This is a genomic window from Paenibacillus glycinis (assembly GCF_009909185.1).
Taxonomy (GTDB): domain Bacteria; phylum Bacillota; class Bacilli; order Paenibacillales; family Paenibacillaceae; genus Paenibacillus_Z; species Paenibacillus_Z glycinis.
The window spans coordinates 93163-105273 of the sequence record NZ_JAAAMV010000033.1; the positions used below are offsets into that span (position 1 = coordinate 93163).

At 59.8% G+C, this 12111-nt stretch carries 10 protein-coding genes; 5 read left to right on the forward strand and 5 right to left on the reverse strand.

Annotated features, from left to right (window positions below; all coding sequences use genetic code 11):
- Window positions 1-56: 56 nt before the first annotated feature.
- Complete coding sequence (locus GT019_RS29305) at window positions 57-2501, forward strand: glycoside hydrolase family 27 protein (RefSeq protein WP_161747004.1); 2445 nt, start codon at window positions 57-59, stop codon at window positions 2499-2501.
- A gap of 205 nt (window positions 2502-2706) precedes the next feature.
- The gene (locus GT019_RS29310) at window positions 2707-2982 is read left to right on the forward strand and encodes an excalibur calcium-binding domain-containing protein (protein WP_161747005.1); all 276 of its coding nucleotides are present in this window, start codon (window positions 2707-2709) and stop codon (window positions 2980-2982) included.
- Between the two features lie 136 nt (window positions 2983-3118).
- Here GT019_RS29310 and GT019_RS29315 read toward each other — a convergent pair whose 3' ends face one another.
- Window positions 3119-3781 carry an HAD family hydrolase gene (locus tag GT019_RS29315; protein ID WP_161747006.1) on the reverse strand — a complete coding sequence of 221 codons (663 nt, stop codon included), beginning with the start codon at window positions 3779-3781 and terminating at the stop codon, window positions 3119-3121.
- Window positions 3782-3964: 183 nt separating this feature from the next.
- On the opposite strand from GT019_RS29315, the gene GT019_RS29320 reads away from it, so the two are divergent.
- Window positions 3965-4942, forward strand: coding sequence for an aldo/keto reductase (locus GT019_RS29320; RefSeq protein WP_161747007.1), 978 nt, complete (start codon window positions 3965-3967; stop codon window positions 4940-4942).
- 193 nt (window positions 4943-5135) lie between these two features.
- On the opposite strand, the gene GT019_RS29325 is transcribed toward GT019_RS29320, so the two are convergent.
- The gene (locus GT019_RS29325) at window positions 5136-5858 is read right to left on the reverse strand and encodes an AraC family transcriptional regulator (protein ID WP_161747008.1); all 723 of its coding nucleotides are present in this window, start codon (window positions 5856-5858) and stop codon (window positions 5136-5138) included.
- Between the two features lie 648 nt (window positions 5859-6506).
- Here GT019_RS29325 and mraY point away from each other — a divergent pair.
- Window positions 6507-7457: a phospho-N-acetylmuramoyl-pentapeptide-transferase gene (gene mraY, locus GT019_RS29330; RefSeq protein WP_161747009.1), complete on the forward strand. Its 951-nt coding sequence runs from the start codon at window positions 6507-6509 to the stop codon at window positions 7455-7457.
- A 172-nt stretch (window positions 7458-7629) separates the two neighbouring features.
- Window positions 7630-8493, forward strand: coding sequence for an MBL fold metallo-hydrolase (locus GT019_RS29335; RefSeq protein ID WP_161747010.1), 864 nt, complete (start codon window positions 7630-7632; stop codon window positions 8491-8493).
- Between the two features lie 145 nt (window positions 8494-8638).
- Here GT019_RS29335 and GT019_RS29340 read toward each other — a convergent pair whose 3' ends face one another.
- The 3 genes from GT019_RS29340 to GT019_RS29350 are packed head-to-tail and all read right to left on the reverse strand — an operon-like array spanning window position 8639 to window position 11718.
- A complete protein-coding gene (locus GT019_RS29340; RefSeq protein ID WP_161747011.1) occupies window positions 8639-9466 on the reverse strand; it encodes a carbohydrate ABC transporter permease in 828 nt (275 codons plus the stop codon).
- 38 nt (window positions 9467-9504) lie between these two features.
- Complete coding sequence (locus GT019_RS29345; protein ID WP_161747012.1) at window positions 9505-10395, reverse strand: carbohydrate ABC transporter permease; 891 nt, start codon at window positions 10393-10395, stop codon at window positions 9505-9507.
- A 57-nt stretch (window positions 10396-10452) separates the two neighbouring features.
- A complete protein-coding gene (locus tag GT019_RS29350) occupies window positions 10453-11718 on the reverse strand; it encodes an ABC transporter substrate-binding protein (protein WP_235949584.1) in 1266 nt (421 codons plus the stop codon).
- Window positions 11719-12111 lie beyond the last annotated feature (393 nt).

Below are 12111 nucleotides of genomic sequence, written 5' to 3' on the forward strand. Positions count from 1 at the left end.
ATTGCACGGCGTCTTTCTCGCTTGGCCTGCTTGCCCACCACAAAGGAGATGAGTTAATGAAGAAAGCATTCAAGAAAGCAAGGTTCGCCGTGATCGCGCTCGCGCTGCTGTTCACGGGCTTCGGATTTCAAGCGGACCGGGTCGCGCAGGCGGCCAACAACGGATTGGCGCAGAAGCCGCTCATGGGCTGGAGCAGCTACAGCATGCAGGTGTACTCGGGCAACGGCGCATGGATCACGGCCGCGCAGCTCAAGGCGCAGTCGGACGCCATGCATGCGAAGCTTCAATCGCACGGCTACGAGTACATCAACGTGGACGCCGGCTGGAACGGCGGCATGGACGGCTACGGAAGGCCCGTTCCGAGCACCGTGCTTTATCCGAACGGATTGATGGACGTCATCGACTACGTGCATGCGAACGGGCAGAAATTCGGCCTCTACATGATACCGGGGATGTCGCCGCAGGCGTACAACGACGATCTGCCGATCTTCGGCGCGCCGGGCTGCTCGATGCAGGATATCGCCGTCCAACCGCTTACGACGGCGGATTATTGGGGACTGGGCTACAAGATCAATTTTGCCAACCCGTGCGCCCAAAGCTACATTAATTCGATCGCCGACCTGTTCGCCTCCTGGGGCGTCGATTTCGTGAAGTTCGACAGCGTCACCCCCGGCTCCGGGCACAACGACACGACGATCGACGCGCGCGGCGACGTGGCGGCGTGGTCGCAGGCGCTTAGCGCGCACAATATCTGGCTCGAGATCTCCTGGGCGCTCGACCACAACTACGTCGATACGTGGAAGCAGTACGCCAACGGCTGGCGCGTGGACTGGGACGTCGAATGCTACTGCGTCAACACCGCGCTGACGAGCTGGCCGAACATCGCCCGGCTGTTCCCCGACGCCGCGACGTGGTGGCGCGACGCCGGACCCGGCGGCTGGAACGATTTCGATTCGCTCGACGTCGGCAACGGCGCGATGGACGGCCTGACGCAGGACGAACGGCAGACGGCCATGTCGTTATGGGCCATGTCCTCGGCGCAGCTGTACACGGGGAACGATCTGACCAATCTGGACGCCTTCGGCCTCTCCCTGCTGACCAACGACGAAGTGATCGCCGTCAACCAGGCGGGCAGACCGGCCCATCCGGTGTCCACCGCCTCCAATCAGCAGGCGTGGTATGCCAATAACGGCGACGGCACGTACACCGTCGGCCTGTACAACCTCGGCAGCTCCGCCGCGACGGTCGCCGTGAATTGGAACGATATCGGCCTGAACGGCGCCGCGTCGGTTCGGGATCTGTGGAGCCATACCGATCTGGGGACGTTCAACACGGGCTATAGCGCCGTCAATTTGCCGGCGCACGCTTCGCGGCTGCTCAAGGTGACGGCCGCCGGCGGCTCCGTGACCGCCAACGACGACGATACCGGCATCAAATACGCGGGCGCCTGGCAGCGCAGCTACAACCGCGGGCTCGGGGACTACCAGGACGACGTCCACTTTACCCAGACGAACAACGATTACTTCGAATACGCCTTCCAGGGCACGGGCATCGACCTCGTCACGGAGAAGGACGCCTCCCAGGGCAACGTCGACATCTACGTCGACAACGTCTTCAAGCAGACGGTGAACACGGCGAGCGCGACCCGGCAGCTGCAGCAAACGGTCTACAGCGTCAGCGGCCTGCCGAACGGCCCGCATACCTTGAAGGCCGTGAAGAAGTCCGGCACGTACATGCTGCTCGACAAGCTGCAATTCCGCGTGGCTTCGCCGATTCCGGTGAATGACACGGACCCGGCCGTGTCCTATACGGGATCATGGACGCTGAACGGCAATCGGGGCTTCGGGGATTACCAGGACGACGTGCACTATACGCAGACGAACAACGACTACTTCCAATACGCGTTCAACGGGACGGGGATCGAGCTCGTCACCGAGAAGGACCCGGCGCAGGGCAACGTCGACATCTACGTCGACAACGTGTTCAAGCAAACCGTCAACACGTATAACCCCACCCGCCTGGCGCAGCAAACGGTCTACGCGATCGGCGGCCTGCCGAGCGGCGCGCATACGCTCAAGGCCGTGAAGAAATCCGGCACCTTCATGCTGCTGGACGAGCTGCGGGTCAAGAGCTCGCAGCTCCAGTACAACGATACGGATCCCGGCATCGCCTACACCGGCTCTTGGTCGCTGAACGGCAACCGGGGCTTCGGAGATTACAACAACGACGTGCATTTCACCCAGACCAACAACGACTATTTCCAATTCGCCTTCACCGGCACGGGCGTGGAATTGATCACGGAGAAGGAAGCCGGCCAAGGCAACGTCGACATTTACCTGGATAACGTGCTGCAGACGACGGTGAACACGTCGAGCCCGACGCGGTTGACCAATCAGGTCGTCTATAAAGCGACGGGCTTGTCCAGCGGAACCCATACGCTCAAGGCCGTCAAGAAATCCGGCACCTACATGCTGCTTGATTCGCTCCGAGTGACGCCGTAGCGCGGGCAATTCTAGGCGCGGCGGGTCGGTCGCCTGCAAGACGCAAAGAGCTCCCTCGGAAAAGTCCGGGGGAGCTCCCGCGTTGCCGCCGCTCGGCCGAAGCGAGGCGCGAATGATGTCCTCGAAAGGGATATTCGCCCTTCTCGGCGCGTGCTAAACTAATAGGCGAATGCACTACTATTCGATGAATCGCGAGGAACCGACCATGACGAAAACAAAAACGCTTGCCGCGGGGCTGTCGCTCGCGCTGCTGCTGAGCTTCGCCGCGGAAGCCGCCGGAAGCGGCACCGCCGATGCAGCCGCCAAGACTTACCGCAACTGCACCGAGCTGAACAAGGCGTACAAAGGCGGCGTAGCCCGCTCCGCCTCCGTGAAGAACAAAGGCGGCAAGACGAAATACAAGCCGTTCGTCTCGCAGGCGCTCTATGACGCCAACAGCAAGAGCGACCGCGATAAAGACGGCATCGCCTGCGAGAAGTAATCCCTCTTTCGCTCTAGGCAAGGACTAGAACCAGCTTGAGCAACCCGGCCGGATGACGCGCGAAGGACGCGTTCGTCCGGCCGCTCGTTTTTTGTCCGCGGCCGAGCCGCGGCGGACCTGTCGAGGCCAACGCGCGCTACAGCAATGCCAGCAGCTCGCTCAGCGCCGTAATGGCATGCAGCGGCTTCGCTTCGCTGTCCTCCGGCCACGGATGGTTCGCCCGCATCCAGACGGTCGGCATGCCGGTCCGCCCCGCTCCCTCGATATCGTTCACGGGGTGATCCCCGACGAACAGGCATTCTTCCGCGCGCAGCCCCAGCTTGCCCGCCGCCAGTTCGAAGATCCGGGGATCCGGCTTCTTGATGCCCGCTTCCTCGGAGACGAGAATCAGATCGAACTCTCCCCGGATGCCCAACAGGTCGAGCTTGCCGTATTGGATCGCCGTCCTGCCGTTCGTGACGAGGCCGGTCCGGTATTTCGCCCGCGCATGCGCCAGTACCTCTCTCGCTCCCTCCATCAGCACGGCATGGCGCAGGTAGGCGCCGGGGTAGAACTCCGCCAGCTCGCCTGGCGCCGGTGTCCGCTCCCAAGGCAGCTCCTCGAGCAGCTCGGCAAACAGCGTCTCCCGCGGTTTGTACCCGTCCTGATCGAGCTCGACGACGCGCGCGAGCATCGCCCGCCGGTCGGCGACATGCCCGAAATACGCATCGAACAATTGCGCCGCGAACCCGCCGAACATCCGCGTGCGATCCAAAATCGTGTTGTCCAGGTCGAACAGTACCGCCTTGATGTTCTCCATGTCCTTCTCCCCTTCCGCTCTTGTCTTCAGATTCGGCGCCTTCCCTGTCCGCTCCTGCCCGCGCGGGGCGCGCCGGACAAATTAGGCTGATCGTCATTAGGCATCCGCCCGCCGAATCCGTTATGATAGAAGGAGTCGCCCTGATGTTGCCACTAACAGCCGAAACAAGGGAGGAAACGAGAAATGGAATATACGCGATTGGGCCAAACCGGCCTGGAAGTATCCAGAATTTGCTTGGGCTGCATGAGCTACGGCATTCCGACGCGAGGATCGCATACCTGGACGCTGGACGAAGAGAAGAGCCGTCCGTTCATCCGCAAGGCCTTGGAGCTCGGCATCAACTTCTTCGATACCGCGAACGTCTACTCGGACGGGACAAGCGAAGAGATCGTCGGCCGCGCGCTCAACGATTTCGCCCGCCGGGAAGAGGTCGTGATCGCGACCAAAGTGCACGGGCGCATGCGTCCGGGACCGAACGGCGCGGGCTTGTCCCGCAAAGCGATCCTGAGCGAGGTGGACGACAGTCTGCGCCGGCTGGGCACGGATTACGTCGATCTGTACCAGATTCACCGCTGGGATCCGAAAACGCCGATCGAGGAAACGATGGAAGCGCTGCACGAGGTCGTCAAATCCGGCAAAGCCCGTTATATCGGCGCTTCCTCCATGTACGCGTGGCAGTTCCTGAAGGCGCAATATACGGCCGAGAAGCATGGCTGGACCAAATTCGTCAGCATGCAAAATCACTTGAACCTGCTCTACCGGGAGGAAGAACGGGAGATGCTGCCGTTATGCGAGGAGATCGGCGTCGGCGTCATTCCTTGGAGTCCGCTGGCCCGCGGCCGCTTGACCCGGAGCTGGGACGAGATCAGCGAACGGTCCGAGACCGACCTCTTCGGCAAAACGCTGTACGCGTCCGCCGTCGATTCCAATCGCGCGATCGTGGAGCGCGTCGCCCGGATCGCCGCCGCGCGCGGCGTGAACCAAGCCCAAGTCGCCCTTGCCTGGCTGCTCGGCAAATCCGTCGTGACTTCGCCGATCATCGGCGCGACGAAGCCGCAGCATCTGGACGATGCGGCCGCGGCGGCGGCGCTTGCCCTGTCGCCGGAGGAAATCCGCGAGCTTGAAGCAGCTTACGTCCCCCACCCCGTACAGGGATTCTAACCCCTTGCCGCGCGCATGCCCTTAAGTCGGCACGCAAAAACCGGACCCGCCATAACGGGTCCGGTTTTTGCGTTGGCTTGCCTATCTAGCTTGCCTATCTAGCTGCTCCGGCTGCTCGCCCGGCTTGCCCGCATGGCTTGCTCTTAGCTTGCCTGCCCGGCGGCTTGCCTGGCTTGCCCGCCGAAGCGGAGCCTCAGGCTTGCATGGCCTCCATGATGGCCAAATACTGCATGTCGCCCAGGCCATAATGAGGAAAAGCCTCGAACAGCAGCTTTAACAGCTCCGCCCGGGATTTCGCTTGATTCTCCCTGATGAAGGCGGTAATTTCATTCTCGGGCTTGCGGTATTCCAGGAAGAGCTCGATGCCCCGGGCCATGGCCGGCATCAGGGACGTCCCCGCGGGGAAGCGGCGTTCGATCAGGACTTGCCCGTAGACGGCGCGATAGTCGGCGGGAGGAATATCGACGGCTTCGATTTCGTCCTGATTCTCCGCCTCTTTCACCATATGGAAGAACAGCTTTCCTTCATAGCCCGTTTGATTCAAATACGCCAGCGCGGTCAGCGCATTCATCTGGCAGAACATGTCGTCGCCGAACCATAACGCGATGCCGGAATGCCGGTGCTCGGTCAGCGGTTGTAGCGGCGTCAGGGTAATGCGCGCGTATTCCTCCGGCGATACTCCGTGCCCGGCGGCGCGCAGCCGGTTAAACGCCTCGCCGAAAATAGGTTCGGCCGCCTCGCCGGAGCACATCGCCTCATTGAAAGGCGCATAGCCGTCGCCTTCCCGCATGAGCCCGTTCGCGTCGAACGCATCCTGCATCGCCTGGCCGTTCAAGAGATGCAGGATGCCTCCTTCCAGCCGGGCATGCAGCTTGTTGTGGAGCTCGCGTATCCTTGCTTGCTTCGCATGGTCCATCGCCTTGCGCCTCCTCCGAGCGTCGTTGATCTTCTTGGCTTATTCGAACGTTCTCCTTCGCGGCGACGCTTACGACCCCGGACGGGATCGTGTTCTCGCTGCTCTACCGTCTTCCGGCCATTCCGGCATCGGCATAAACCGGTCATTCAATGCAGCCTGACCGATTGCCGCATTCCCTGCCTTGGCGACGATGACATGATCATCCTGGCTCAAATAATCGCGCGTGTCAATCCGGTCGCAGAAATTCATATCGGCGCCGAACTCCCCGGCGAACGGCTTCAGAGCTGTTATCTATTCGTCATTTCCGGTCATGAAAAAACATAGGAAACAATAAGCGCAAGGCATAGGCCGACAATCGTTATGCATGTTGCAAGTTTTCGCATGGCGTCATCCCTTCATCGATGTACGATAGACTTTTCCAACAACCACTTCGCTCATCGCGATCGGAATACCTCCCAAGGGCAGCCGAATCGTCGTTGCACGATGCGCGCTTATGTCCGTTCGTTTAGGGAGTTTTACCGAAAATATGAAAAAAAGGCAGGCAAACCTTCACTTTTACGGACGAAAAACTTTAGGTAAAGTCGTGATACAGGCTTAACCGAATCTTGCAGTTTTTTTGAAGTCGTGATCGGGAAAGGAGAGTGCGCAATGCTCGGTATATTCGGAATAGCCGGTCTTTCTTTTTTGCTTGTGGCGTTTCTTACCCCCCTGCTCATTCGCGCGCTGCGTTACCTGAAGCTAACCCAGCCCATTCGCTCGGAGCTGCCCCCCGACCATCAAGCCAAGAAAGGGACGCCTTTGATGGCGGGACTCGTTTTGCTGACCGGCGTCGCGACTTCCCTGCGGTTTCAACCTGCGCCCTGGATGACTTTTTTATGCGCTGCGTTTCTCTTATTCGGTTCGGTCGGCTTTATGGACGATTTCAAAAAGGCAACGCGACAGGACCCTTCGGGCATCTCCGGACGGACGAAGCTCGTGTTTCAATTCGCGTTTACGGGCATCCTGCTCATCGCCTTGCTCCGTTCGTTTTCGCTGACGAGCGAGATATCGCTGTTCAACGGCTATCAGCTGCATTTGCCCGTTTATGCGTACGTAGCGATCCTGCTGCTTTTTGTAGTCGGCTCGGCGAACGCGATCAATTTCACGGATGGTTTGGACGGTCTATTGATCAATGCCGCCATTCCGACTTATTTTTTCTTCTTTCTCATCTCGGACAAGCCGGAAGTGCGGCTCTTCTCGCTCGTCATGATCGGTTGCCTGCTCGGCTTGCTTTTCTATAATATTTATCCCGCCAGGGCATTCATGGGAGATACCGGATCGCTGGCCATCGGAGGTTCGCTGTCCATGTTGGCGGTCATCGAGAAGATCGAGGTATTGATCCCGATTCTCTTTTCCGTGTATCTGGCCGAACAATGTTCGGTCATCCTGCAAGTCTGGTTCTACAAGCGCACGAAATTGCGCCTCTTTAAAATGGCACCGCTTCATTACCATTTCAGTTTGAAGTACGGCTGGAGCGAGAATAAGATCGTCCTGGCATTCGGGTTCGCTTCTTGGGCATCCGCTCTGATCAGTTGGTTGATTTGGAAATACGCGCTTTAGGCTGGCGTCCGCTTATCGGGTCCGTCAACCGGTCAACAGGACAGCCGGCTTATCGCCCGCCCCCGCGCGCAGTCGCCCCGCACCTCCCATAGCTTGTGCGATGCGCGCAAGACGGGGTAAGATGGAGACATGCTTCCCGTCAACCTATCTCGAAAAGGAGCCGATATCCTTCATGCCGAAAGAGACATCCGCTATCCAAGTCCGAGCGCCGTATACCAAGCCGATCACGGCCAAGGATTTCGAATCCTCGGACGACACTTCCATCTGGTGGCTCTCCAGCGCAGGGTTTCTGATCAATTCCCGCGGAACCTTGCTTATGATCGATCCCGTTATCGCCATGCAAGCCGGCTCCGACGAGATTTGCGAGATCGGGCACCGATTGTTGGTGCCGCTGCCGATCTTGGCGGCGGACGTGCCGCGATTGGATGCGATTCTCTACACGCATATGGATGATGATCACTTGGCTCCCGTCACGGCCGCGGATTTGATCAAGACGGGGGGCTTGTACGGAGGGCCGGCTATTGTCGTGCGAGAACTGGAACGGTTAGGCGTTCCTTCGCGTCAGGCACGGGCCTTCCGTATCGGCGAGCGTTTTCGGGTAGGCCCGATTGAAATTACGCTGACGCGAGCCGATCATGCATGGCCAAGCCAGCATCCTTACGGTCCGGAGGACTGCTGCGGCTTCTTTATCAGTACCCCGGACGGGAATATATGGTGCACAGGGGACACCCGGCTGCTCGACGAGCATATGCAAATGAGCGAGGTCGACGTCCTGCTGCTCGACGTATCGGACGATCCCTATCATTTCGGCGTGGAGAATGCCGTTAAACTGGCGAACCGTCTCGAGCATGCGGATATAATCACGCACCACTACGGAACTTATCACGGGCCCGAGCTGCCGCCGTTCAATGGCGATCCGAACAAGCTTGCTCCGCAAATCGCCCGTTCGGAGAACAGGTATCACATCCTGGCCCCCGGCGAGCGATTCGTCCTGACAAACAAAGAACGCCTTCTCCTCAGACCCGTAAGCGAATAGAACGACAAAAGAGTCGCCCGCAGGCGACTCTTTTCCATAATGATCGTCTTCCTCTGCAGGCCGCCGACCGCCGCTCCGTGCGCGGAGTTATCTCCGTACGATCGGGCCCGCCTCGACAACCGCTGCGCGCCGAGCGAAAAAGGCCTCAGCTCTTGACCGCGCCGGCGGCGATGTCCGAGATAAACTGCCGGCTGACGAAGAGAAACAAGATCACGAGCGGCAGGACCGCCAGCAGCGTCCCCGCGATGACCATGGCGTAATCCGTCACGTAGATGCCGTTCAAGGACGACAAGGCGACCTGCAGCGTGAATTTCCGTTCGTTGTTCAAAATAATCAGCGGCCACAGGTAATCGTTCCATACCCCGATGAAGGTGAACGCCCCGAGGAAGGATAACGCCGGCCGCAGGATCGGCAGCATGAGGCTCCAATAGATGCGGAAGAACCCGCAGCCGTCGATTCGGCCCGCCTCGATCAATTCGGTCGGAATGGATTCCTCGGCATATTGGCGGATCCAGAAGATCCCGAAGGCATTGACCATGCCCGGAATAATGAGCGCCTTGAAGGAGCCGACCCAGCCGAATTTCGCCATGATGACGAACGAGGGCACGAGCGACAGCTGCGCCGGCGCCATCATCGTGGCCAGCAGCAGCACGAACAGCCACTTTTTCCCCGGAAATTCATACTTCGCGAACGTCACGCCGGCCAGCGAGTCGAAGAACAGCACGAGCAGCGCGACGGAGCCGGACACGAACAGCGAATTGGCGAACGCCCCGAAGAAATCGATCGTGGAGACGACGCGCTGTATATTATCGAGGAGCTGCGTGCCGAACCCTAATTTGGGCGGGTAGCCGTAGATCTCCCCCGTCTTGCGCGTGGCCATGACCGTAAGCCAATAAAAGGGGAAGATCGACAGCAGGAACCCCGCAATCAATACCGCATGCAATGCCACCGTTTTCCATTTGCTTGTCGCCATCGGACACACTCCCTTTCCTGGTTTCGCTTCGGGCGGCTTTAATTCGAGCTCCCTTTGACCAATCGCCAGTTCACCAGGGAGAACAGCGCGATCAGCACGAACATTCCCCAGCCGACGGCCGCGCCGTAGCCGAAGTAATTGTTAATGAAGGCTTCCCGGTACAAGTAGAGCACGATGGTCAATCCGCCGCCGCCCGGCCCGCCGTCGTTGCCTACGAGCACCTGCGGTTCCGTGAAGATCTGCATGCCGCCGATCGTGGACGTGATGACGGTAAACAGGATGATCGGCCGCAGAATCGGCACCGTGATCCGGAAGAACGCCTGCGCGCCCGTCGCCCCGTCCATGCGCGCGGCTTCGTACAGGACGGCCGGAATGCTCTGCAGCCCCGCGAGATAGATGATGGCGTTGTAGCCGACCCAGCGCCAGACGATCATGAGGGAGATGGCAAACTGGATGCCCCACGTCCGCTGCAGAAATTCGACGGACTGCAGGCCGAACAGGTTGAGCGCGTAGTTGAGCAGGCCGTAATTGCTCGAGAACAGCGTGCTGAACACGATGGCCACCGCCACGAGCGACGTGACGTTCGGCAGGAAATACCCGATCCGGAAGAAGGTTCGGCATTTGACGAACGACGCGTTCAGCAGAAACGCCAGCACGAGGGCCAAGAAGAGCATCGGAATCGTGGAATAGACCCAGATGAGCAGCGTGTTGGTCACGGCATGCCAGAATTCGGGATCGCCGAGCATGAAGCGGTAGTTGTTCAGCCCGTTGAACGTCATGTCGCCGATGCCGTCCCATTTCTGAAAGGATAAATACATCGAGAACGCGATCGGGAACAAACCGAAGATCGCAAACACGATAAAAAAAGGCGAGATGGCCGCATAAGCCTTGCGATGCTTCCAGATTTCAGCGGTTAACCTGCGATTCATGGGCGCAACCTCCTCGTTCGTTTATTCATTCCGACCTGCGCGCGGGATGCCGGCCCGCTATCGGAGCAGCTCCTTGTCGATGCGCGCCAAGGTATCGCGCCACGCTTGGTCCGGGTCCTTGCCTTGGGTCGAGACGGACTGCAGCTGACGGTTCGCGATCCCGTTCACGTTCACGTACCGCGGCCCGAAGTACGACGGCTTCACGTGCAGCGCCGATGCCGTGAAGATCTCGCCCGTCGCCTGGCCGCCGAAGAAGTCCTCCTTCTTCCGCAACGCCGGCGCGTCCAGCGCCGTCTTGGCGGAAGGAAACAGATTGACGTCGGCGAAGCTCTTCACTTGGTTCTCCGGATTTTGCAGCCATTCGATCAGCCGGAACGCTTCGTTCGGATGCTTGCTGGTGCCCATGATCGCCAGGAACGAGCCGCCGTTGTTGCCGTCTCCTCCCGGAGCCCGGGCGACGCGCCACTTGCCTGCCGTATCGGGAGCGGCCTGCCGGAGAATCTCCTTGTTCCAGACGGCGCCGACGAACGAGGCGATCTTGCCCGTATTCATGGCGGCGCTCCATTCCGGCGTGCCGCCGTTCGCGTTCGCAAGCAAGCCCATGCCGGAAGCCTTGACCGCGAGATCCCATGCCCGCTTCATCGAAGAGGACGGATCTTTCCCGATGAACGCGTCGGCCTTGTCGAAATAGATGTTCTCGCTCTGCGCGTTCACCTGCGTATAGATCGTGCCGATGTTGTCCGTCAGCTTGACGCCGTCGCCGAGCGCGTCCTGAAGCTTCTTGCCGGCGGCGAGATAGGCGTCCCAGGTGCCCATCAGCTTATGGACTTCCTCGGGATCGGACGGCAGTCCCGCCTGCTCGAACAGGTCGGCCCGATAGAACAAGGCCGTCGGTCCGGTATCGATCGGCAGCGCGACCATGCGGCCTTGCGGCGTCACGCCGAGCTGCCATTTCCAGGGCAAATAATCCTTCTCGATGTCGTGCGCCCCGAGCTTATAGAGGTCGTAGAATCGGTCGGCGTTCGGGAACATCTCCGTGACCCAGTCGTTGAAGGCCACGATGTCGGGTCCGCCGGAGCCGGCGGCCAGGGTGGTCTTGAGCTTGGATTTGAAGTCGCCGCCGACTTTCTGCGCCACGATCCGCACATTCGGAAATCGGGTCCGGGCCGCTTCGATGAGCTTGTCGTCGAGCCCGCGGTTCCAGTACCAGATCGTAAGCGTCGTCTTCTTCTCGGCGGCCGCCTGCGGGGAGCATCCCGTCAGCATGATCGCGGCGATGAGCATCGCCGCCAGCATCGCCGAGAACGTCGCGCGTGTGGTCATCTTCGTTCCCTCCAGTCGGCAATTGTAGTCGGCCATACAGTTGTAAGCGCTTAGAATCGATTGATTCCATACAATAAACCGTTGCAAGCATCCGTGAATCGAGGAAATAATGGCAATTTGGTGACATGCGAATACATGGCTTCCGCGTCAAGGCTGCGCGGGCAGCAACAAAGGCGGTCGTCCGTTCATCGAGGAGCGCGCCAGCGGATTGTCGTTGCGCATCTCGTCCATACGCAAAGAGCTGCCGGCAATAGCCGGCAGCTCTTTGGTCCGTAATATTTAGAAAGACCGGTTGGTCCTATAGGGCAGGAATTATTTCTTGATCCAGTGCATCAGTTCGCGAAGCTGGCCGCCGACCACTTCGATCGGATGCTGCGCTTCGTTGCGGCGGGT